This is a genomic window from Gottschalkia purinilytica (assembly GCF_001190785.1).
Lineage (GTDB): Bacteria > Bacillota > Clostridia > Tissierellales > Gottschalkiaceae > Gottschalkia_A > Gottschalkia_A purinilytica.
Genome location: NZ_LGSS01000009.1, coordinates 72,590 through 95,173, shown reverse-complemented (window position 1 = coordinate 95,173; position 22,584 = coordinate 72,590). Strand labels below are relative to the sequence as shown.

Below are 22,584 nucleotides of genomic sequence, written 5' to 3'. Positions count from 1 at the left end.
ATGAGAGGAGTATAGTATTGTTTCAAACCTTTGAGAAATTACAAGAAGAGAAAAAACAAAAGATAATAGATATATGTATAGAAGAGTTTGCTAAGAATGGATATAAGAAAGCTTCTACTAATGAGATAACTAAAAGAGCAGATATATCTAAGGGAATATTATTTCATTACTTCAAAAATAAAAAAAATCTTTATCTATATATATTAGATTATACTATAGACTATTATAGTGAAGCTGTGTTTGATTATATGGATAAGATTGAGAATAATGATGTAATTGAATATATAAAAGCAATAGGAATGATGAAAATAAGACTATATTCAGAAGAACCTATAAAGACTGAACTCTTAACTAGAGCTTTCTTTTCTGTTCCAGAAGAAATAAAAAAAGAGTTAGAAGAAAGATATCAAAAACTTTATACAGAAATGTATAAGTTAATAGTAGAGAAAGTTAATAAATCTAAAATAAAAGAAGGAATAGATAAAAATAAAGCTATTGAGGCTCTTATGATGTTACTAAATGGACTTTCTAGCAAATACATGACTATGTATAAAGATAGAGAAAAGGAAATACTTGAAAATATGGAAGATATAATGACTGAAATGGAAGAATATTTAGAGATTATGAGATATGGTATATATGAGTAAAAGATATAAAATAAAGTTATAGGGATAATTATAAAAATCTTAAACTAAAGTTTTAGTTTAAGATTTTTCATTTATAAAGAAACTATTAAGTTTTATAATTAGTTTGACAACTTATATATAATGAAGTCATAGGAGGCCTCACTATGAATGAAAAAATACTAATAGTTGAAGATGATTTTGAAATAGCTTCAGTTATAAGAGAATATCTAGAAAGAACAGGATATAGTACAGTATGGGCGTCTACAGGAAAAGAAGGTATTAATGAGTTTAATAATGATAACTTTGATTTAATAATTGTCGATATTATGATGCCTGAGATGGATGGTCTCACTTTATGTAAAAACATAAGAATAAAAAGTGAAGTACCTATCCTAATTATAAGTGCTAAAAATAAAGATGAAGATAAGGTAAAAGGGCTTAACATTGGAGCAGACGATTACTTGACTAAACCTTTTAGCTTAATAGAGCTTGAAGCAAGAGTAAGATCCCATCTAAGACGTTATAGAAAATATATAAATAGAAATGTTAATGGAAAAATACTTGAATATGATGGTGGACTTAAAGTATGTAAGGACACAGAAAGCTTTGAACTAAAAAATGAAAAATTACACTTAACATCAAAAGAGATAGCACTATTTTTCTTAATGTCACAAAATCCTAATAAAATATTTAGTAAAGCTGAGTTATATGAAAGTATATGGGGAGAAATGGACGTTGAAGGAAATAACACAGTAACAGTTCATGTGAAATCCCTTAGAGAAAAACTAAAAGATAATATAAAACATCCTAAGTTTATAGAAACAGTATGGGGAAAAGGATATAGATTTATTGGAGACAAGCTAGAATGAAAATAAAGAATTGGCTTATAAGTTCATATATTATTGTAATACTAGCTCCTATATTTGTATTTATATTATTGTATGTTTGGATTCAGCAATACAATAAACAAATAGAAATGAAAGATTATATCAACAGTATTAATAAGTTTGAGAAGTATGATATTATCTTACAAAATCCGGAACTCTATACTCATCCCAAGGATAGTTATGATTTAGTTTTTAAAGAAGAGAAGAGTAATACTAAAGTTACATTATATGATATATATGGATTAAGAATATATTCTTCAATGAATGATAATATATACCCTATGTTAAATAGAGAGCAGCTTTATAAAGATTTATATAAAATAAATCATGGATATAGAGCAGATACCTTGAAGAAACCTGTATTTAAAGACGACAAACTAGTTGGATTTTATGAAGTTACTATATCACGTTCAAATTGGGTTAAAGGAGTAAATGAAAGAACACTAATAGCTATGTTACTGTTCATCCTAATACTTTTAACAGTATTAGTAGTTACTATTAAGATAATTAATAAAAAACTTAATAAACCACTTGATCTTTTAATAAGCTCTATGAGTAGATTTGCTTTGGGACAAGATGTAAAAATTAGCTATCAATCAGAAGATGAAATAGGAAATTTGATAAGTCACTTTAATAATATGAAAAATGAGATAATGGATAAAAGAAAAGAACTCGAAGAGCAGCAAAAGTCGAAAGAGTATATGATTGCTACAATATCTCATGATTTAAAGACACCATTAACATCTATAAGAGCTTATACGGAACTTTTACAGTCCCATAATAAAAATACTAAAGGTGAAAGATATGTTTCAACTATACTAAATAAATGCGACTATATGAATGACATGCTTGAAGATTTACTAATGTATACTATCTTAACTTCTGATTATAATATAGACTTTGTTGAAGTTGAAGGACAAGAGTTTTTTGAAATGCTTACTTCAGAATATGAAGAAATATGTGAAAAAAGGGGATTAAAATATGTATCACAAGTTAATGTAGAGGGAATGTATAAAGTCGGTGTAAATCAAATGATTAGAGTAATGGATAATCTTATAACTAACGCTATAAAGCATAGCAAAGAAGCTAGTGTTATTCATGCAGGTGCTTTTTCAGATAACTTTAGTCTCCCAGGATGGTTGGACGACAGTTATGTAGAAGAACTTGATGAGTTTAGAAAAGAAGGTGCAATACTTATAGTTAAAAATGAGGGACAAAAAATATCAGAGGAAGATTTAAAAAAGATATTTGAACGATTCTACAAATCTGATAACGAAAGAAGCATCATGAAGAAAAGTGGAACAGGATTAGGATTAAGTATTGTAAAACTTATAATAGAAAGACATTTTGGAAAGATAAAGATTTTATCTAGTGAAAATAAAGGTACAGTTATAGCATGTTGGATAAAAACAATGGAGGATTAAACATATGATTAAAAAGAAAATTATGACATTAATGACAGTGGTAGCATTAGGAAGTGGGGTACTTGTAGGATGTAATGGAAAGGATGTAAGCTTACTTCCAGAAAGTATAGTTGCAAATGCAATAGAAGCTGATAATAATATAAAATCATACTATGCAGAAGGAGAAATGCGTATATATGAAAACAATAAGATTACAGAAGAAGTAAAGCTAAAAGAATGGTCAAGTTCGGAAAACGGAAAAATAAAGAAACGTTCTGAAACTAATTCTAAAGATGGAAGTAGTGCAGTAGTAGTTAATGATGGGGATATGTTTATAGTGCATGATAAGAAAGAAAACAAGGTATTTTCTAGTAAGAACTTAAATGACATGAGTCTTATTTCTATGACTCCAAAAGATCAATTTAAAAAGACTTTAGAGACTCTAAAAGAATCTCATAATATTTCAAATTTAGGAGAAGAAAAGATTAATAATATAAAAACATATCATTTAAAATTAGAGCCTAAAGACAAGGATAATATATTAGGAGAACAAGAGTTATGGATAAACATGGAGAATTGGTTTGTTATAAAATGCATATCATATAGTGGTAATATTAAAACCGAGTTTGAATATACTAAGCTTGACTTTTCCCCTAAATTTGATGAAAATACTTTTAAATATGATATACCTTCAGACGCTAAAGTAGAAAATTTAGATGAATTTAAGAACAATCAATCAGATATTAACTTTGAAGAAGCAAAGGAACTTATGGGAAATCCTATTCTAACTACACCACAAACATCTGAATATAAGCTAAAGGAGATGAAAGTATCAAAGTATAATAGTAAAATATCTCAAGATGAAATAATTCAAACATACGTAAAAGACAACAAACCAGCGTTTACCTTAACTATAAGAAAACATAATCAACAAGAAGAAAGTGAAAACGTTAAGATTCCTGGAGAAAAGAATAAAACTATAAGGGGACAAAAGGCAACTGTATTAGATAAGAATATAAAAATAATATCTTGGGACGAAAATGATGTAAGCTATTCCTTTATAGGTGACAATAATAACATGAAGCTAGATGAGTGTATAAAAATAATCGAAAGCTTAGAAATAAAAAATAATAACTAGAAGTATTGATACTCCTCAAATTATGGACTTATCATAAGATAAGTCCATTTTTAATTAGCTTTACTTAAAAAAGTTTTAAGTGATCTTTTCTTAAATTATAGTTAAAACTTTGATGAATTCAGAAAGATATAAAGATAATATTCTTAAGGTTACCTATGAAAAATAGAGTAATATATGAAATTGAAAATAGATGGCATGGTGGTCACATCTATTTTTTTATGCAAATTAAAAGTTGTCTTATAATTAACCCTCAATGCACTTTAATGTTTTATATACCAAATAAAACACTTATTATCTTTTACACTCCTAAAATAACAAATATGAAAAAGATAATAATATATAAAATGGCATAATTGCATACCGTTTAGAACTATTTTACAAAAATTCAATTAAAAAACTAGATGTTTTTTGTGAAATAATTTGTTGACATTTTTATTAAAAGGGTAATATAATAAATATAAACATATGAACAATCATTCATATATAACATAATATAATATATCATAAATAAGGGGTGTGAAAAATGGGTGAGGAAAAAAAAGATATCTTACTTCAAGGACTAAACTGCGCTAGTTGCGCAGCCAAAATAGAAAACGAAGTTATGTTTATAGAAGGTGTAGAGAATGTAACTCTTAACTTTGTAAGCAGCACTTTATCTGTAGAGTATGAAGATGGGTATAATTTTAATACTATATTTAACGAAGTAAAGTCTATAGTAAAAAGACTGGAACCACATGTAAAAGTTAAACTAAAAGGTGAAATAGAAAATCATAGTCATGATCATTCTCACGATCATGGTCATGACCATGGAGAAAGTAACAGCAAATTAAATTATATTAGATTTGGATTAGGAGCTATACTACTATTTTTAACTTTCGTAGTAAAAATGAATCCTAATTTAAGAGCAGGACTACTCTTAACCAGTTATGTTTTAGTTGGAGGAGATGTTATTTTAAGAGCCGTTAAAAATATTGCTAGAGGTCAAGTCTTTGATGAGAACTTCCTTATGGGTATAGCTACAATTGGTGCAATTGCAATTAAAGAATATCCAGAAGCTGTTGCAGTTATGTTATTTTATCAAGTAGGAGAACTATTCCAAGGAATGGCTATTAACCGTTCTAGAAAGTCTATAAAGTCACTTTTAAATATAAGGCCAGATTATGCTAACTTAAAAGTAGGATCTGAACTTAATAAAGTAAATCCTGAAAAAGTAAACATAGGAGATATTATAGTTGTAAAACCAGGAGAAAAAGTTCCTTTAGATGGTAAAGTTATAGAAGGAAATTCTATGGTAAATACTTCAGCTCTTACAGGAGAATCAGTTCCTAGAAGTGTTAATAAAGGTGATGAAATATTAAGTGGATTTGTAAATGAAAATGGATTATTAACTGTAGAAGTTACTAAAAGATTTAGTGAATCTACGGTTTCTAAAATATTAGATTTAGTAGAAAATGCAAGTAATAAAAAAGCACCTACAGAAAACTTTATAACTAAGTTCGCTAGATATTATACACCTGTAGTAGTAATATTAGCAGCATTGATTGCTATTATTCCACCGCTTGCATTAAATCAAGAATTTTCAGAATGGACTTATAGAGCTTTAGTATTCTTAGTTATATCATGTCCATGTGCTTTAGTAGTATCAATTCCACTAGGATTCTTTGGAGGAATAGGAGCAGCATCCAAAGCAGGTATATTAATAAAAGGTGGTAACTATCTAGAAGCACTTAATGATGTAGATACAGTTGTTATGGATAAAACGGGTACTCTAACAAAAGGTGTATTTAAAGTAAGAGAAATAAATACAAATAAAGATTTAAGTAAGGATGAATTATTAAGATTATCAGCTATTGCAGAAGTTCACTCAAATCATCCTATTGCTAAATCTATAAAAGAGGAATACGGAAAAGAAATAAAAGAAGATATTATAGAATCATATGAAGAAATATCAGGTCACGGTATAAAGGTAAAAATAGAAGGAAAAGAAGTTCTAGTTGGAAATAGTAAGTTAATGACTAGAGAAAAGATAGACTTTGAAAAAGTTAAAACAGATGGAACTATAGTATATGTAGCTATAGACGGTAATTTTGCAGGAAATATAATAATTTCAGATGAAATTAAAGAGGATGCTCATTCTGCTATAGATAACCTTAAAAAGGTTGGAGTAGAAAGAGTTATAATGCTAACAGGGGATACCAAAGAAGTGGCAGAATCTGTAGCTAAAGAACTAAAACTTGATGGATTCTATGCTGAACTTCTTCCAGATGGAAAAGTGGAAAAGGTAGAAGAACTATATAGACAAGAAAGTACTAAAGGTAAATTAGCTTTTGTAGGAGATGGAATAAATGATGCTCCGGTATTAGCAAGAGCAGATATCGGAGTTGCAATGGGTGGACTAGGATCAGATGCAGCTATAGAAGCAGCAGATGTAGTCTTAATGACAGATGAACCTACTAAACTAGCTACTTCAATTAGAATAGCTAGAAAAACTAAAAAAATAGTTATTCAAAATATAGTATTATCATTAGGAATAAAAGCAGTAGTTCTAGCGCTAGGAGCATTTGGAATAGCTACTATGTGGGAAGCAGTATTTGCAGATGTTGGAGTAACTCTAATAGCTGTTTTAAATTCTATGAGAGCATTAAGAGTAGATTAAATTTATTCTAATAAAACTAAAAAAGATTTAAATAAGAATCCTTTTAATAGAAAGATAATAGTGAAAACTATAATTTATCATTTCTATTGAAAGGATTTTTTATATTTTTTCAACTGAAAATGTCTGAGTCCTGACATTATTAACTTTTTTTTCGAAGATTTCTAATGATTACAATATTTTAACTAAAGTCAATAACTATTTTCATATATGAAAAAATTGTTATTAAACAACAAAAATATACTAATGTATAATTAGACTTTTTCTATGCATTTTGTATAGTTTAAATGAAGATAATTAAAAAATAAAATATATATATGAAACGTCATACGAATGTATTACAATTAGAAAAGATATAGAATCACTAGTAAATACATAGACATTGTTAATTAATGAAAAATAGATATATAATGCGCTTGTCTAATATTAATGAAACTTTTATTATTATATTTATATTAGGCTTAATAAATGGAATATATAGAAAAAGTAGTTATACTATAGTCGGATCAATATTAACATTAATATATGGTATTTTACTTAGTTTATTCACATGGATTCTAGCACGAATGATATTGTTTATTGCTTACATTGCAATGTTTATATATATTTGCCATACGGATAAATTAAAATAATAGATTAAAGTATAAACATAGCTATAGATTCAAGTCTAAGTAAATATAAAATTTAGTTTATAAAGCCATATATTCTATATGGCTTTATAATTTTAAACTTTATTAATAAGATAGGGAAATAAGCTCAAAGTTTCCTTGAAAAAGAGATACTGTATCTTATAACTTATATATTTTAATAAAGCTAATGTAAAATATTACAAGCATCGGTTTGATAAATAATGGGGGTGTATACTATGAATGAATAAATGATATTATTTGAAAATTTAAAAGAAATTAAGGATTATTGGGTTAATAATTTTACTGGGATATTGTATGGAGATGAAAATAATCCTATATTAGATAATGAAGAAGAACATGAGACATTGAAGATGTTGTTAAAAGGAGAAGATGCTAAGAAGGCATATAAAGTAGTTATAAATGAATAATTATAGATATTTAAGATACTTACAAAATTTATGCTTTATAGGTATTTATAAGAATTAATTTCTAAACACTATATTTAGAATAAGTAAGTAGATATCTAAAAAAGTTAAGGATGGATGAAGTAACGAGTGGGAGGTAGATAGTATAACTATTTTGAGAGCAAATAACAATGTAGATAAAAAAAGATTGTTACTTTTGTTGAATTTAGGAGTAGTCTATGCGTTGAAAAATAAAGCTATAACTATAGATGAGGCTGAAAACTATATATTTAATCCATATACAGTAAATAAGATAGAGAAAGAAGGCGGCTTAGATGAATTAGCATTTCTTTATTCCTTAGGGTGTGAATTAGAGGATGTACTTAGTTTAATTCCAGATATGCTTGAAAATAACTTTAATGATTTGATAGAAAAAACTTTAGATCAACTAAATAAATTAAAAGGACTTGATTCACCTAAGGATAAATGGTATGAGTGATTTATTGAATAAAGAATAATAAATAAATTATAGTTATTAGACTTATTGACTATACGTTTTAAAATAAGGAGTGAGTTCGTGGATAAATGGAAGTATATAGATATAAAAGGAGTAACAACTATAAATAAACTTGTAGGAGAGTTTGAAATATGGGCATTAAATAAAATTCCTTATGAAAAATTTAAAATAAGATTCTGGGAAACTAAGAGGGCAAATATGAAGGAGTTCCTAATATTAGAATAAGAAATCATCAAGATGGAACGGAAGATGGTATTGCTGGAATGGGAGATTCATGTGAAGAAGCATTAGAAGATACGTTGAAATATTTTATGGATTTAGTTGATAGTTATGAAAAGCTATATGAAAAAAATCTAGAGGAAGAAGATGTGATCTGGTCTGAATATGAAGATTTTTAGGAGATAATAAAAGTAAAATAGCCATAACATAAATGAAGTTATAGGCTATTTTATTTTTTATTCTTAGTTTAGAGTTACTATAAAGTGGAGAAAAGACTGGACAAAACTAAATGGATATTATTAATTAATATTAAGAAAGGATTATTTAATATGATTTTAATTAAAATGGAACCATCAAGAAAAAAGCCAAAGAAAGGAGATGTATTTGTAATACAGCCTGTAAAGGACATATATTTTTTTGGAGTTGTTATTAAGACAAATATAGTAAATCCTGAAGATGGATTTATTAATGGTTGGAATCTAATATTCATATATAACTGTCCTTCTAAGAGTATAGAAATTCCAAATGATCTAATGAAAAATGAACTATTAAATCCTCCAGATATAGTAAATAATCAAGGATGGTTAAAAGGCTATTTCAAAACTATAGGAAACATATCAATTAATGAAGATGATATCATAAAGGATTATGGGTTTCAATTTTTAGAAAAAGAGCTATATTTCACAGAAGAAGGAAAGAGATTAAAGCGCAGACCTAAAATATGTGGAAGTTATGGACTAGGAAGTTATGGATCAGTATCAACAGAAACTAAAAAGGCTCTAGAAAATCATCCTGAAATATTAGAGGGAATAGGATACGAAGGAGATATAATATTAGATCGTGATATAGACTTATTAGAAAAAGACGAGATTTTTACAGGAGAAAATCTTATTAAAGTAAAAAAAGTACTAGATACTTATTCTAATAATCTGAAAAAGCTAGGAGACAATCCATCACAGAAAGATATAATGAAATGTGTAGAAAAAGTAGTAAAGGATTTTAACAAACTTGATGAGGAAGAAGACTACTTTATAGAAACAATGGAGAGAGAAGAATTATGTGACTCTATTCATAAATTAGCTAAACTTACAGGTTTAGAAATAGATGAAGATATAACAGAAGAATGGAGAGAATGGTAATTTTAAAATTAATGTTTACCTTTAAGATATATTTAAGTTGAAATAAAGAGACTGTCTTAATAAGTAATTGTTATAAAGTGTTTTTAGGCAGTCTCTTTCTATGAGACAAGCTTTATAAAGAACAAGATAATTATAATAAAATTTAGAAATAAAAAAGAAATTATTAGATTATGTATAAAGAATCGAGGTGTTATATGTGTATGACATGGGAGGATATCTATTTATGTCCGTATTATCTTTTATAATAGGAATATATCTAAAAAGCAGTGAGATTATAGCCATATCAATAGTGTTCTTATTGTATTATATTTTATTTAGTTTATTTACAGTAGTATTTCCATTAAGAGCTATATTTCTTATAGCTTGTTTGCTTACAGTAAACTACCTTGAATCTAAAGGTATACTAAATTAAAGATTAAGATACATAAATGAAATGTAAATAAGCTTAGCTATTCAAATTATAAAATATTTAGATGTATTGATAGATTTAGGAATCTTGGATAATAGAAAATAATATAGAACAACGAACTATAGATAGTTTCTGGGGTGCTATGGAATGCTATAAAGCTGAATGAGAAGAAGGATATATGGATACATTCCATAATAAAGATATGGCAAAAATAAAGGTGTCACCAGAGAAGTCCGCTTTTACATTGAATTATAGATATAACAAAAGAAGATATATTAGTATGACAATTACAGTGGAATATGAAGTTGCTTATACACTTGAAGGAGAATATAAGGGAGATTATTTTAAAATAACATAATAATGAAATAAGCAATACTAAGTACTTTATATATTTGGTAAGCCTTTGAAACATTTAGAGGAAGTAGAAATAAAGAAAATACTTTTAATTTTTAAGTGAACATTTATTCTCATCTATATTAAAAAGAACTGTTGATTAATTTTATTCAATAGTTCTTTTGTTAGATAGACTAAAATAAAGACTAATAAACTTATTATTTACTATTTTTAATATAACAACATGTGTAATTGATAGGGGGTAAATTAAGTGGCTTATCTAAGGAGCTTCATATTAGAACTATATCCTAATGACATAAATCATATAAATAATACAGTAGTTATAAGCAAATCTAAAGATGAAAAAGAAATTGTTGAGATAGATTATGATAACCTATATCAAAGTAGATGGTTCACTTTTAACAATGAAACAAGATGTATAGCGTCTTTGTATTCTAGACTACTACCCAAGTTTAAAACTGATAATATACAAAGAATAATTATAGAATGTGTTGAGGATAAACTAAAAACTACTGATATCAGACAAGTTGATAAGTATATCCATGTTCAGGTAGAATTTGATAGTTATAAATATTTTTCTGTAAGTAAACATGAAAGAAAAAAAATGATTTTGAATGTTTTACAAAGAGGAATTTACTTGATGGCAAATGAAAATAATTGGGATAAACAAATTTTTCAAGACACTTATCAAAAAATTATAGACTTGGATTATCAAAATACTTATATATATAAAAGAAAAAGGAGTCCAAATAGACAATACATTTGCAGTATTATATGTAAACATGAGATATCTTATTTTGATATATATTTAGAGATAAAAAATATAAAAGAAGATAAAGTCATTAGAAAGGAAAGGTTAGTTAGAAAAGACCCGCATGAGCTTATTTATTCAATGTACTTAGGTAATTTATACTGGAAAGCTAATCATAAAGTTATTTATACAGATGAATTTTGTAAAAATGTATGGACCTTTCTTGTTCATGGTTCAACAGTATTGACTCATAAAGAAGATACTGTAAGATAATAAATAGAATATATATAATAAGGAGATTTTATAATGTCTGATGCAGTATTTGATTGTACTCAAATAATAACAATTGAAATGGATAATGATATGAAAGAAATAATATCTACCATAAATAGATTTGAGGAAATAGGTATCAATGTTTTAGTTAATGAAGAGATAGATGAAAAAATGAAGAGAAAAGATGGTAGGTATAAGGGAGTAAGAAAATATTTTGAAAATTATTTATTCAAAGATACAGTTATTTTAGATGAAGATGAATTTTTAGGTTATTATAATGAATGGGAAGAAAGAGAATACCCACCTTTTGAAGTGAAAAAATTTGTTGAAATATTATTAGATATTATAAAAAAAGAAAGCATTAAGAAAGTAAACTTAATTATAGTTTCAACAGCATCAGAAGAACGAGAAGATTCATATTTAGTTAAATATATAGATAAAGATGAAGTTAAGGAAAAAAACCTGCTTGATTGGCTTTTTAACTTGTCATTTTCTTTTTTAGATGAACCTTGGTTTTGGTGCTTTGACATAATAATATTTAAATTTGAATAGAACTTATTTTGGGAGATATTAGTGATGAAAAATTTATATGAAGATATTCAAATGTTAACCTTTAATACATCAAATATCGAAAATATAATGAATTATATTAAGAAGATTGAAAACCTCAATTTTGAGATATTACAAATTGATGAGAATAATGAGATAGAAGAAAATAAATTAAGAGAGTTAACAAATTATCAAGCATTAGAAACAATAGTACCTATAAAAGGAAATAATTTTATGAGGACACTAAGAGAAGACTGGAGCATACTAAAAGAACCACCTAATGAAATAACAAATTTTACAGATATATTAATGGAAATCATAAAAGCTGTTGATGAAATAAAATTAATTCTTACGATTAAAGACAGTCATTATAAAGAAAAGAGGTATTGTACATCAGATATAGTCAAAGAAGATTTAAATAAAAATTACCTTCTAGAAAAACTATTTATAATGTCAAAATTCAATAAACCGTTTAATCCTAATGATGATTTATATTGGAAGTATTTTAATACCTTTATATTTAGGTTTAAATAAGTTATTAGAAATAAAGGCTAAAAAAAGTTTATAATAAATAAAAAAATAAAAGTTATGTAACATAAATAGTAATTTAATTTAAGATGGTTTATTATTAATAATAAACCATCTTCTTTTATTTATTAACTTTGTTTTGAATCTAATGAATAATATTTTTAATATAAATAAGAAATGTTATTTGAATGAAAGAAGGTTAAAGAAGTACGACATGTATGTAGTTCTATAATCGAATCTATAATATAAAAAGTAAAACTATTATAAGAAATATATAATTAAGGGGTGTAATATTCTGGAGAGAACAACTGTAATGGTAGAATTTTCAATAACAGGAGACTATTCTGAAGATGTATTAAATACAATAACTGATAGTTTGGGGGTTACCCCAAATATAACATATTTAAAAGGAGATATAATAAAGAGAAACAATAGAAAAAGAATAGAAAGTTGCTGGGAGATTAATACAGGTTATGAAGAAAGCTATGATATTAATGATCAAATTTATAAGATTTTGCCATTAATATATAATAAGAGAGAAATCTTGAAAGATCTTATGGTTAACTATAATTTACAATGTTTGCTTATGATAGTAATAAGTATTGAAAATAACAAAAAACCTAAGATTCATCTTAAAAGAGATGTTATTGAATTTATGAATGATATAAAAAGTGAAATTGATTTTGATATATATGATTGTTATAGTTTGGAAAACTTATCAAAACCAACATAAGTAATTTTTAAAACTGTATGATAAATGGTTAAATTACTATAACTCAGTGATTTATATGGTTATATCGCTAGAATTTTTAAATTTTAAACTAACCCATAGTAACTAAGTGATAAAAAGTATAACAAATAGTTAAGAGTTTTTAAGGAATTAAGAAATAGTCTATATATTAATTAATGAAAAAGAAGTGAATAAATATTTAATCATACAAATAATAAGGAGACATTTATCTTGGAAAAGCCAAAAGTAAAAGTAGAATTTATAATTACTGGAGATAAATTAGATTTCAATTTAGTAAATCTAATAACAGATAGATTGAAAATTAAGCCTAATAGATATTGGATAAAAGGAGATACAATAGAAGGAGCAAACATAAGAAATATAGATACTTGTTGGGAAGTATGCACAGATTATGAAGAATCCTATTATATAAATGATCAATTAACTAAGATAATAAGCAAAATAAAATATAAGAAAGATATTATAAATGATATTACAGAAACGTATGATCTTGAATGTTTATTTTCAATAAGTACAAACTTTAGAAACGGTCAAACTCCTGCTATGGTTCTTGAAAAAGATATTATTGAATTTGCAAGTGATATAAAAGCTGAGATTTATTTTGATTTATATAGTTATTATACATTAGAGCATTTATTAGAAGAAGATGAATTCTGGAGAGAATTTGATAAAAGCTGATTATAATATAGGAGGCATAAAATGTGCGATGATTATTTATTAACATTTGAGATTTCAGATGATAGGAATGAACTAGAAATACATGCAACAAAAGAAGGATTACAGCTATTAAAAGAAGAAATTGATATTTTAATTAATGCTGCTGACAATGATCATGTTCATTTATTTACACCTAGTTGGGGAGGAGAGGACCTAACAGAAGAGTTACAAAACAAAGATGATTTATTGATAAATAAAGTTACACTTTTTAAGTGGAAATAAATGCTTAAGTAATTATAGGATATCTTGAACTAGACTTTAAACTTTTTAAGCTTAAAGTCTAGTTCAGTTTACATAAAGAAAGTCATTAATTAAGCTAATAATAGTTGAAAAGTGAAAACTACATATGATAAAAATATGAGGCTATAAGAGGGAGATAGAATAATGTTAAAACTTAATAATGAAATGTTAGAAATATTAAGAGAATGTCTAAGATCTAATAGACCTGATCTTTTATGGGTATTAGACGATGAAAAAACAATAGAAGTAGATGAAGAGCTAGGAAATGATTTACGGAATGTGATAAATGATGAGTTTGTAAAAGTTGGACTTAATGATAATGATGAACCAAACGAATTAGGAATTAAATTAGAGGATTTAATTGATAAAATTGGAAGAAGCTATTTATAAACATTGAAAATCAATGATATTTTATAAAAAATTAAATATTAGTAATATATAGTTTTATTGTGTAGATAAACTAGAATAGTAAATTAAATCACAAAGGTAACTTAGCTTATGGAATCTTTATATTTAAGTTCAATCGAATATAAAGTTTTATTTATTTACTTAAATTTATTTTCTACATTATAAATAAAATCAGAAGTGAGGATAACAACATGATTTTAAAAAAATTGTTTAACCTCATAAAGAAAGAAAAAGAACAAAATAATATAAACGATAATTTAAATTATGTAAAAATACCATATTCGGAAATAAATGAAGATATAAAGTCTAAGATAAGAGATTTAGAAAAAAGTAGTGAAGAATTATGTATTAAGTATGAAAATAAATATAAAGATTTATTTGAGAAAGCAGGAAAAAGAAACCTTGAGTTAAAAGTAGCCAGAGATATAGATGGAGACGAAATAGAATCACTTACAGATAATGGCTACTTGGAACCAGAATATCGTTCAATGATAAGTTTTTACTATGATGATGGAACAGAAGAAAGTAGAGAATTTGACTATTTTCAGACTGGTATAGAATTGTGGTATTATTCAACGGGATATTCTAGATATGGAAGTGGAACTTTATATTGTTTGACAATAGAGGAATTAGAAAAAGAAATAGAAGAAATCTTATATAGTTTGCTTAATTATGATTAAAGTATAACTTAAAAAAGGTAATGAAACGAAAGCTAGAAAAATAGCCAAAGGTGAGCAATATGGATAATATTAAATTGAATGAAATTAAACAAGAAGACATTATAAAAATAGAAAAAGAGTTTGAAAGAGCGGTTTTAGATGTCTTAGATGCTGTAGATATTTTGATAAAGGATACTGAATACTTAGTATATTTGGAAGTAGAAAGAACAATAGATCCATATAGAATTAATGCAGAACTTATTTCCGCAAATTTTCTTCAATGCTTAGAGTTAGGATATAGTTCTTATGTATCAATTGCTGTTACTGATTTAAACGGAAAGTTAATAGGGAATGATGAAGATGGATATTTAATAGATAATATATATATTTGGAATGTATATAAATATGCATTTTTCTTTACTAGAGGAATGTTAACTGATTTATATGATTATGATGAAAAAGTAAAGTATATATTTGACAAGACTCTAGAACTTTTGAAAGAAGTAGGAATAGAGAAAGAGGATTAATAGTGAAAAACTTCTAGATAATAAAATCTATTAGAGTGCTTATAAAGAATATCAACTTGCTCATATATATGGATGTGAAGCAGGAAAAGAGATGTAGTGACCTGCAAGTCATAAAAGTTATAAGACAAGATATAAAATAGATTGTATGAGAAAAAGGAGAAATTATATATTTTGAATATTAAAGAATTTGAATCTGTTTTAAAATTACCAAGGGCAAAAAGATATAGTTACTTTATAAAAAAAGTAGTAGACTATGAAGAAGTATGGGGACTATATGATGATGGATGGGCAGTTTCAGAAGATGATGATGGAAATATGTTACTACCACTTTGGCCGAGAAAGGAATTTGCTGAGTTTTGTGCTAAACATGAATGGGAAAATTATAAGCCTAAAAAGATTGACCTATATGAATTTATGAATGATTGGCTTCCTGCAATGAAAGAAGATAGTTTAAAACCATCTATATTTTTTAACAATATTGACTCTATTAAATTAGAGATAGATACGTTACTAAATGATTTAAATTTAGAACTTGAAGATTATTAATATTAAAGAAAATCAAATATAAAATTTAGTTAATAAAGCCATATGTTTTTGATATATGGCTTTACATTTTAAAATCACATAATAAATCCTAAGAATAGACTAAAATTTAATCGTATAAATAACTAATTAGGAAATATTATATAGTATGGATATTTTATATTCTAAAATACTCATAATAATCTTAAGGAGGATTAAACTTGAGAAATAAAAAGAGAATATCTATACTAGTGGCTATTGTACTTGTAATTACCCTGATTATAGGATATACAAATATAAGAGCACATAATGCAAGAAATGATACATTTAAAAATATTGATGTAAGTTTACTAAATGCAAATAACATATACAACACTATAAAGAAACTAACTTCAAAAAAATATGATGGGAGACTTGTAGGAACTGCAGGAAACGAGCTTGCTACTGAATATATAATAAACCACTTTAAGAATATAGGACTTAAGAGTCCAGATACTCTAAAAGACTTTAGGCAGAACTATAAACAAAACGTTAGATTTACGAACAAAGCTCCGGTTCTTAATATAATAGACGATGATGGGAAAATAGTAAAACAATATGATTATTTAAAAGATTTTTCTGTTGCTACATATTTTTCATCCTTAAGTATAAGTGGATCAGCTAGTGGAAAAAGCATATTAATAGAAGAAGTAAAAGATTTTGCGAAAGACATTAATCAGTTTGAAGATAAAGTAGTATTAGTTTCAAAGAAAGCTATGGAAAAGACAGGATTTGCAAATTTATTATCTCAACTTATTTCTAATAAGATAAAAATAAAAGGAATTATATATGAAGTAGACTTGAAAAGTGAAAAGGATAAGTATAGTACGTTTGTAGTAGGACCGAATGCTCCACCAATTGATAACTTTGTAAAAAACGGACCTATGCTTTTTATGGCTGAATCTGAAACATTTAGGCAAATAGCAAAACTGTCAAAAGAAAATATGGATATACATATGGCTGCATATTATAGTATAGAAAATGTAAAAGCTTCTAATGTTATAGGCGCCATAGAAGGCAATGATAAAAAACTAAAAGATGAATATATAATTATAGGAGCTCATTTTGATCATGTTGGAGATAATAAGAATGGAACATATAATCCAGGAGCTTTAGATAATGCTTCAGGAACTTCTGTTATGATGGAGATTGCTAGAGTACTAAAAGAGAATAGGATCAAGCCTAAGAAAACCATAATATTTATAGGATATAATGGAGAAGAGGAAGGGTTATATGGTTCTAAGCATTATGTATATAATCCGGTGTATCCTTTAAATGAAAAAACTAAAGTTATAAATTTGGATATGGTAGGTTCTAAAAGAAAAGTTCCACTTGAATTAGTGAGCTATGATGCTAGAAATGTTAAATTAAGAAATGAATTTTTAAAGTATTCTAGAAAATTAGGTATAGAAAGTAAGGCAGGAGTAAGTCAAGGAAGTGATCATGCATCATTTGCAGCTAAAAACATAGATGCAGTTACTTTGATTCACATGGATTTAAAGAGTGGATATCATACTCCAAAAGATACCATAGATAATATAGATAAAAACAGGGCAAAAGAGGCTGCAAAAGTTGTTTTATATTATTTAGATAAATATGCATATTAAAAAAGTGGTCATTAGACCACTTTTTAATTTTATAGATATTTTGCTTCTAGTTTATCAATAAAAGTCATGTATTTGTCTTTTAAGTCTAAATGTTCTTGCGTTGCTTCAAAATCTTTAAATTGAACATCTAGCTTATTAAGGGTTTCTTGCTTTAAATTATTAGTAGCATATTTATACATAACATTATCTTCTTTATGAATATGTCTAGTTAATAGATTAGCATATCCACCAGCATTAGCTATAATATCAACGATAGCTTCTTTATTTCCTTCTTTGTGAGAGCCTAAAGCCACTTCCAATTCACGAACATAGTTTCTTCCGTAGTCATGTTCGATAAACATACCTTGTATAGGACCTTCTCCTATAGTGTCCTTTAATTCATCTAACATGTCTTTAAACAACATGTCTTCTTCTTTCCCATGATGATATTTATCAGCATAATTTCTTATAAAGTCTATTATTCCATAGAAATCTTCATATGGTACTTCCATTCCGTTTATAATATCAAAACATACTTTTCTTACTATTTTTATAACTCTTTTTATATTATCATGTTCACTAACTAGGATATCTATAGTATTCAAACATATCACTCCCATCATACATTTCTATGTTATATCTTATCCTAAATTGAATAAGATAAACACTTTTTTTATAAATGATGTAAATAATAGCTTGAATGATATAAACAAAAAAATTAGAGATATAAAAGAAAGTCTCAAACTTGTGTATAAATTGTAACTATTTTATAATAATAAATGGTTTGTCTATACAATATATATTAATATAAAGGACATATACCACAATATAAAGGGGATGAAGACATGGTGTCAAGAATTCAGAAAAGAAATGGTGATATAGTAGATTTTAATTTAGATAAGATAGAAGATGCTATTTTTTCTGCTGCAAAATCAGTAGGTGGAACGGATAAAAAAGAAGCTTCAAGGTTATCACATTTAGCCTTAAATATTGTTCAAGAAGCATTTAGTGGTGGAATACCTACAGTTGAAGACATACAAGATATAGTAGAAAAAGTACTTATAGAAGAAGGTCATGCTAAAACTGCTAAGTCATACATACTTTATAGAAAAAAACGTGAAGAAATGAGAGACGTTAGAAACTTATTCATGGATGCTGAAAGTCTAATAGATGAATATGTTTCCTTAGATGATTGGAGAGTAAATGAAAATGCTAATATGGGATTTAGCTTACAAGGGCTAAACAATCATATAGTTGAGTCTATTACTAAAAAATACTGGTTAAATAAAATATATAGAAAAGAATTAAGAGATGCACATATAAAAGGAGATTTACATATACATGATTTAGGATTATTAGCACCATATTGTTGCGGTTGGGATTTGGAAGCTTTATTAAATAACGGATTCAAAGGAGCTAGTGGTAAGATAGAGTCAAATCCTCCTAAACATTTACAATCATTTTTGGGACAAATAGTTAACTGGCTATATACTCTACAAGGAGAAGCTGCTGGAGCACAAGCTGTGAGTTCACTAGATACTTACGCAGCACCTTTTATATATTATGATAAACTATCATATGAAGAAGTAAAAAAAATAGTTCAAGGTTTTGTATTCAACTTAAATATACCAACTAGAGTTGGATTCCAAACCCCTTTTACAAATATAACTTTAGATATAACACCACATCCAATACTTAAAGACGTAAGCGTTATTATAGGTGGAAAGAGAATGGATAAATGCTATGGTGAATTCCAGAAAGAAATGGACATGTTTAATAAAGCTTATTGTGAAGTTATGATGGAAGGAGACGGAGCAGAAAGAAGTTTTAGTTTTCCTATACCTACTATAAATATAACAAGAGATTTTCCTTGGAATTCGGAAGTTGCTAATTCTATAATGGAGATGACAAGAAGGTTTGGAACCCCTTACTTTGCTAACTTTGTAAATAGTGACTTATCTCCAGAAGATGTTAGAAGTATGTGTTGTAGACTAAGACTTGATAATAGGGAGTTAAGAAGAAGAGGTGGAGGACTTTTTGGAGCAAATCCTCTTACAGGATCTATAAATGTAGTTACAATAAACATGGCTCGAATAGGATATGTAGCTAATAGTAAGGAAGAATTCAAGAAAAGAGTAAGGGAACTCATGGAATTATCAAAAGAAATATGTGAGACCAAAAGAGGTGTATTAGAAGAATACATGGAAGCAGGACTATATCCTTATTCTAAGTTTTATCTACAAGGAATAAAAGATTCAGAAGGAGAGTATTTTAAAAATCATTTTAGCACTATAGGATTAAATGGTATGAACGAAGCATGTGTTAATCTTTTAGGAAAAGATATAACTACAGAAGAAGGAAAAGAGTTTGCTATAGAAGTAATGGAGTTTATGAATAAAGTTATACAAATATTCCAAGAGGAAACAGGAAGCCTATGGAATTTAGAAGCTTCTCCAGCAGAAGGGGCTGCATATAGATTCGCTAGAATGGATAAGAGAATGTATCCTAAAATATTTACACAAGGAACGAATGAACCTTACTATACAAACTCTACTCAACTTCCAGTAGACTACACAAGTGATGTGTTTGAAGCACTAGAGTTACAAGAAGAGTTACAAACATTATATACGGGAGGAACTGTACTACATGGATTTCTAGGAGAAGAAATAGATAGTATAGAAACGACTAAATTACTTATAAAAAGAGCATTTGAAAATAGTAGAGTACCTTATTTTACGGTAACTCCAACATATAGTATATGTTCTGAACATGGATATTTAAGGGGAGAACATTTTAAATGTCCTGAATGTGGAAAAGATGCAGAAGTATGGACTAGAGTAGTAGGATTTCATAGGCCTGTACAATCATGGAATCTAGGGAAAAAAGAAGAGTATAAAGATAGATTAGAATTTGAAGCAGAACCTACTTTAGAAGAACATAAACAAGCTATTTAATGTCTATAGAGGTGAGTGAATGAAGATAAAAGGACATCAGAAATCTTCTTTTATAGATTATCCTGATAAAATATGTACAGTAATATTTACAGGAGGATGTAACTTTAGATGTCCCTACTGTCATAATAGTAGTCTTGTTGATAACAAGGGTGAAGAACTAAATCATGAACATATATTTAAATTTTTAAATAAACGAAAAAATTTAATAGATGGAGTGTGTATATCAGGAGGAGAGCCTACACTTCATAAGGACTTATATGAGTTTATAGTAAAGATAAAGGATATGGGACTTTTAGTAAAACTAGATACAAATGGAACAAATCCTAATATGTTAGAAAAATTATTAGAAAATAGGCTAGTTAACTATATAGCTATGGACATAAAGGCTCCTATTAACAAATACAAGGATATAACAAAATCAGTTATAAATATTTATGACATTCTTAGAAGTATAGAGATAATAAGAGATTCTGAAATTAAATACGAATTTAGAACTACTATATGTAAAGAGCTTTTAAATATAGATGATATTGAAAAGATAGGATATCTTATAAAAGATAGTAATAAGTATACTATTCAGAACTTTAGAGATGGAGACACTATTCTAGATAAAAAAAGTAAATATACTCCATTTAAAAGAGAAGAACTTAAAAAATTAGAGACAAGAATAGGACATCTATTTAAAGAATTTAAAATAAGGTATTAATATAAAAAACGTGTTTTATTGAAATGGATATAAAACACGTTTTTTTATATAAGAAATTATTTTTTACTTTATAGCTTCTCTTATTTCTTTTAATTCTTTTAGAAAAAATTCAGCTTCTCTAGTAACATGATCAGCTAAAAGTTCTGGTATATTAGAAACAATTTTACATTCTCCAATTAATTCAGTTGCAGTTTCTTTAAAGTCTTTAAGCTTTTCTGTAGACTCGATGACTTCATCTGTAAATCTATCTATAACAGGAATTATATCATATGATGGAGATATCATCCCTTTTAAATCTATAGACTGAAATCTTAAATCATCAAATAATTTACTAAATTTCCTTACTTGTTTTTCTAGTAATCTTTCAGAAGGATCCAATAAATGAACTATAAACTTACTATGATCAGCCATTATTCTAATCCAAAATACTTCTTCATTTATAGCTTTAAGACCAAGAATTTGTTTTTTACCTGATTGTAAAAGTTCTAGAGTTTTTATAAATTTGTACGCTTCTCTTCTAAGATGTTCTAAAAATAAAGAATATAAATTAGTTAAAGGTGATTCGCAACTTAGATTATAGTTAAGTAACTGAGTTTTATATACTATATATTTCTTAGTTAATCTAATAGCTTGCTCATTTATTTCTTGCATGTCTTCAGTAGTTGGAGAATCTAATTTATTAACTTTATCAAGTAATACTTCATACGCTTTTCTAAAAAAGATGCTTTTTCCTATAAAATCTTTTCTTTTGCAAGGAAGACCGGAATTAATAAATATAGCATGATCCCTCATTATTCTAAGCCAAAAATTATTTATCTCAAAAGATTCATCTACAAAACTAACCATATAAATACCTCCCTTTTGCAGAAGTTAATTAATATACATTATGAGACAAGGTAAATAATTATTACAAAATTAAAATTAAAAATTATTTAGACAGTATATAAATCCTCATACGAGACAAACTAACAAAAGATATAACTTGAAAAGGAGGAT

The 22,584-nt window shown here is 26.8% G+C and carries 27 protein-coding genes; 25 read left to right on the top strand and 2 right to left on the bottom strand.

Annotation, left to right across the window (positions count from 1 at the left end; genetic code table 11):
* The first annotated feature begins 17 nt into the window (after positions 1–17).
* The 23 genes from CLPU_RS10205 (at position 18) to CLPU_RS10105 (ending at position 17,949) form a co-directional block, all read left to right on the top strand.
* Positions 18–647, top strand: coding sequence for a TetR/AcrR family transcriptional regulator (locus CLPU_RS10205; protein ID WP_157857722.1), 630 nt, complete (start codon positions 18–20; stop codon positions 645–647).
* Positions 648–790: 143 nt separating this feature from the next.
* A complete protein-coding gene (locus tag CLPU_RS10200; RefSeq protein WP_050355558.1) occupies positions 791–1,495 on the top strand; it encodes a response regulator transcription factor in 705 nt (234 codons plus the stop codon).
* Entirely contained in the window at positions 1,492–2,937 is a 1,446-nt protein-coding gene (locus tag CLPU_RS10195) for a HAMP domain-containing sensor histidine kinase (protein ID WP_050355557.1), read from the top strand. Before CLPU_RS10200 ends, CLPU_RS10195 begins: the two co-directional genes overlap by 4 nt.
* A gap of 4 nt (positions 2,938–2,941) precedes the next feature.
* Positions 2,942–4,054 carry an outer membrane lipoprotein-sorting protein gene (locus tag CLPU_RS10190; RefSeq protein ID WP_050355556.1) on the top strand — a complete coding sequence of 371 codons (1,113 nt, stop codon included), beginning with the start codon at positions 2,942–2,944 and terminating at the stop codon, positions 4,052–4,054.
* 523 nt (positions 4,055–4,577) lie between these two features.
* Positions 4,578–6,710: a heavy metal translocating P-type ATPase gene (locus tag CLPU_RS10185; protein ID WP_050355555.1), complete on the top strand. Its 2,133-nt coding sequence runs from the start codon at positions 4,578–4,580 to the stop codon at positions 6,708–6,710.
* 874 nt (positions 6,711–7,584) lie between these two features.
* The gene (locus CLPU_RS10180; RefSeq protein WP_050355554.1) at positions 7,585–7,764 is read left to right on the top strand and encodes a hypothetical protein; all 180 of its coding nucleotides are present in this window, start codon (positions 7,585–7,587) and stop codon (positions 7,762–7,764) included.
* Positions 7,765–7,915: 151 nt separating this feature from the next.
* A complete protein-coding gene (locus tag CLPU_RS10175) occupies positions 7,916–8,239 on the top strand; it encodes a DUF3969 family protein (protein ID WP_050355553.1) in 324 nt (107 codons plus the stop codon).
* A gap of 78 nt (positions 8,240–8,317) precedes the next feature.
* Entirely contained in the window at positions 8,318–8,482 is a 165-nt protein-coding gene (locus CLPU_RS17250) for a hypothetical protein (RefSeq protein ID WP_157857721.1), read from the top strand.
* A gap of 38 nt (positions 8,483–8,520) precedes the next feature.
* Positions 8,521–8,655: a hypothetical protein gene (locus CLPU_RS18025; protein WP_268760465.1), complete on the top strand. Its 135-nt coding sequence runs from the start codon at positions 8,521–8,523 to the stop codon at positions 8,653–8,655.
* 84 nt (positions 8,656–8,739) lie between these two features.
* Positions 8,740–9,615, top strand: a complete 876-nt coding sequence (locus tag CLPU_RS16710; RefSeq protein ID WP_082154179.1) for an immunity 26/phosphotriesterase HocA family protein — start codon at positions 8,740–8,742, stop codon at positions 9,613–9,615.
* Positions 9,616–9,838: 223 nt separating this feature from the next.
* Positions 9,839–10,027: a hypothetical protein gene (locus CLPU_RS10165; RefSeq protein ID WP_050355552.1), complete on the top strand. Its 189-nt coding sequence runs from the start codon at positions 9,839–9,841 to the stop codon at positions 10,025–10,027.
* A 175-nt stretch (positions 10,028–10,202) separates the two neighbouring features.
* Positions 10,203–10,382: a hypothetical protein gene (locus CLPU_RS10160; RefSeq protein ID WP_050355551.1), complete on the top strand. Its 180-nt coding sequence runs from the start codon at positions 10,203–10,205 to the stop codon at positions 10,380–10,382.
* Between the two features lie 246 nt (positions 10,383–10,628).
* Positions 10,629–11,402, top strand: coding sequence for a hypothetical protein (locus tag CLPU_RS10155; RefSeq protein ID WP_050355550.1), 774 nt, complete (start codon positions 10,629–10,631; stop codon positions 11,400–11,402).
* 33 nt (positions 11,403–11,435) lie between these two features.
* On the top strand, positions 11,436–11,954 hold the full coding sequence (locus CLPU_RS10150) for a hypothetical protein (protein WP_050355549.1): 519 nt from the start codon (positions 11,436–11,438) through the stop codon (positions 11,952–11,954).
* A 24-nt stretch (positions 11,955–11,978) separates the two neighbouring features.
* Positions 11,979–12,485, top strand: coding sequence for a hypothetical protein (locus CLPU_RS10145; RefSeq protein ID WP_050355548.1), 507 nt, complete (start codon positions 11,979–11,981; stop codon positions 12,483–12,485).
* A 307-nt stretch (positions 12,486–12,792) separates the two neighbouring features.
* A complete protein-coding gene (locus tag CLPU_RS10140; protein ID WP_050355547.1) occupies positions 12,793–13,212 on the top strand; it encodes a DUF4279 domain-containing protein in 420 nt (139 codons plus the stop codon).
* Positions 13,213–13,440: 228 nt separating this feature from the next.
* Positions 13,441–13,908: a DUF4279 domain-containing protein gene (locus CLPU_RS10135; RefSeq protein ID WP_050355546.1), complete on the top strand. Its 468-nt coding sequence runs from the start codon at positions 13,441–13,443 to the stop codon at positions 13,906–13,908.
* A 21-nt stretch (positions 13,909–13,929) separates the two neighbouring features.
* Positions 13,930–14,169 carry an Imm32 family immunity protein gene (locus CLPU_RS10130; RefSeq protein WP_050355545.1) on the top strand — a complete coding sequence of 80 codons (240 nt, stop codon included), beginning with the start codon at positions 13,930–13,932 and terminating at the stop codon, positions 14,167–14,169.
* Between the two features lie 162 nt (positions 14,170–14,331).
* Entirely contained in the window at positions 14,332–14,577 is a 246-nt protein-coding gene (locus CLPU_RS10125) for a hypothetical protein (RefSeq protein WP_050355544.1), read from the top strand.
* Positions 14,578–14,786: 209 nt separating this feature from the next.
* Positions 14,787–15,275, top strand: coding sequence for a hypothetical protein (locus CLPU_RS10120; RefSeq protein WP_082154177.1), 489 nt, complete (start codon positions 14,787–14,789; stop codon positions 15,273–15,275).
* 59 nt (positions 15,276–15,334) lie between these two features.
* A complete protein-coding gene (locus CLPU_RS10115) occupies positions 15,335–15,781 on the top strand; it encodes a hypothetical protein (protein WP_050355543.1) in 447 nt (148 codons plus the stop codon).
* A 171-nt stretch (positions 15,782–15,952) separates the two neighbouring features.
* Positions 15,953–16,327 (top strand): DUF2750 domain-containing protein, encoded by a 375-nt coding sequence (locus CLPU_RS10110; protein ID WP_050355542.1) that lies wholly within the window; start codon positions 15,953–15,955, stop codon positions 16,325–16,327.
* Positions 16,328–16,524: 197 nt separating this feature from the next.
* On the top strand, positions 16,525–17,949 hold the full coding sequence (locus CLPU_RS10105) for a M28 family metallopeptidase (protein WP_050355541.1): 1,425 nt from the start codon (positions 16,525–16,527) through the stop codon (positions 17,947–17,949).
* Between the two features lie 29 nt (positions 17,950–17,978).
* Here CLPU_RS10105 and CLPU_RS10100 read toward each other — a convergent pair whose 3' ends face one another.
* The gene (locus CLPU_RS10100) at positions 17,979–18,533 is read right to left on the bottom strand and encodes a hemerythrin domain-containing protein (protein ID WP_050355540.1); all 555 of its coding nucleotides are present in this window, start codon (positions 18,531–18,533) and stop codon (positions 17,979–17,981) included.
* A gap of 240 nt (positions 18,534–18,773) precedes the next feature.
* Here CLPU_RS10100 and CLPU_RS10095 point away from each other — a divergent pair, with 240 nt between their 5' ends.
* The gene (locus CLPU_RS10095; protein WP_050355539.1) at positions 18,774–20,882 is read left to right on the top strand and encodes a ribonucleoside triphosphate reductase; all 2,109 of its coding nucleotides are present in this window, start codon (positions 18,774–18,776) and stop codon (positions 20,880–20,882) included.
* 19 nt (positions 20,883–20,901) lie between these two features.
* Positions 20,902–21,588 (top strand): anaerobic ribonucleoside-triphosphate reductase activating protein, encoded by a 687-nt coding sequence (locus tag CLPU_RS10090; protein WP_050355538.1) that lies wholly within the window; start codon positions 20,902–20,904, stop codon positions 21,586–21,588.
* 63 nt (positions 21,589–21,651) lie between these two features.
* Here CLPU_RS10090 and CLPU_RS10085 read toward each other — a convergent pair whose 3' ends face one another.
* A complete protein-coding gene (locus CLPU_RS10085; RefSeq protein WP_050355537.1) occupies positions 21,652–22,434 on the bottom strand; it encodes a DUF2935 domain-containing protein in 783 nt (260 codons plus the stop codon).
* Positions 22,435–22,584: the final 150 nt, after the last annotated feature.

What these genes read in the sequence shown, in the direction of transcription:
- CLPU_RS10200 (WP_050355558.1), top strand. Translation starts at nt 791, where the DNA reads ATGAATGAAAAAATACTAATAGTTGAAGATGATTTTGAAATAGCTTCA.
- CLPU_RS10195 (WP_050355557.1), top strand. Translation starts at nt 1,492, where the DNA reads ATGAAAATAAAGAATTGGCTTATAAGTTCATATATTATTGTAATACTA.
- CLPU_RS10190 (WP_050355556.1), top strand. Translation starts at nt 2,942, where the DNA reads ATGATTAAAAAGAAAATTATGACATTAATGACAGTGGTAGCATTAGGA.
- CLPU_RS10185 (WP_050355555.1), top strand. Translation starts at nt 4,578, where the DNA reads ATGGGTGAGGAAAAAAAAGATATCTTACTTCAAGGACTAAACTGCGCT.
- CLPU_RS10180 (WP_050355554.1), top strand. Translation starts at nt 7,585, where the DNA reads ATGATATTATTTGAAAATTTAAAAGAAATTAAGGATTATTGGGTTAAT.
- CLPU_RS18025 (WP_268760465.1), top strand. Translation starts at nt 8,521, where the DNA reads ATGGGAGATTCATGTGAAGAAGCATTAGAAGATACGTTGAAATATTTT.
- CLPU_RS10165 (WP_050355552.1), top strand. Translation starts at nt 9,839, where the DNA reads ATGTCCGTATTATCTTTTATAATAGGAATATATCTAAAAAGCAGTGAG.
- CLPU_RS10160 (WP_050355551.1), top strand. Translation starts at nt 10,203, where the DNA reads ATGGATACATTCCATAATAAAGATATGGCAAAAATAAAGGTGTCACCA.
- CLPU_RS10150 (WP_050355549.1), top strand. Translation starts at nt 11,436, where the DNA reads ATGTCTGATGCAGTATTTGATTGTACTCAAATAATAACAATTGAAATG.
- CLPU_RS10145 (WP_050355548.1), top strand. Translation starts at nt 11,979, where the DNA reads ATGAAAAATTTATATGAAGATATTCAAATGTTAACCTTTAATACATCA.
- CLPU_RS10140 (WP_050355547.1), top strand. Translation starts at nt 12,793, where the DNA reads ATGGTAGAATTTTCAATAACAGGAGACTATTCTGAAGATGTATTAAAT.
- CLPU_RS10130 (WP_050355545.1), top strand. Translation starts at nt 13,930, where the DNA reads ATGTGCGATGATTATTTATTAACATTTGAGATTTCAGATGATAGGAAT.
- CLPU_RS10125 (WP_050355544.1), top strand. Translation starts at nt 14,332, where the DNA reads ATGTTAAAACTTAATAATGAAATGTTAGAAATATTAAGAGAATGTCTA.
- CLPU_RS10120 (WP_082154177.1), top strand. Translation starts at nt 14,787, where the DNA reads ATGATTTTAAAAAAATTGTTTAACCTCATAAAGAAAGAAAAAGAACAA.
- CLPU_RS10115 (WP_050355543.1), top strand. Translation starts at nt 15,335, where the DNA reads ATGGATAATATTAAATTGAATGAAATTAAACAAGAAGACATTATAAAA.
- CLPU_RS10095 (WP_050355539.1), top strand. Translation starts at nt 18,774, where the DNA reads ATGGTGTCAAGAATTCAGAAAAGAAATGGTGATATAGTAGATTTTAAT.
- CLPU_RS10090 (WP_050355538.1), top strand. Translation starts at nt 20,902, where the DNA reads ATGAAGATAAAAGGACATCAGAAATCTTCTTTTATAGATTATCCTGAT.
- CLPU_RS10085 (WP_050355537.1), bottom strand. Translation starts at nt 22,434, where the DNA reads ATGGTTAGTTTTGTAGATGAATCTTTTGAGATAAATAATTTTTGGCTT.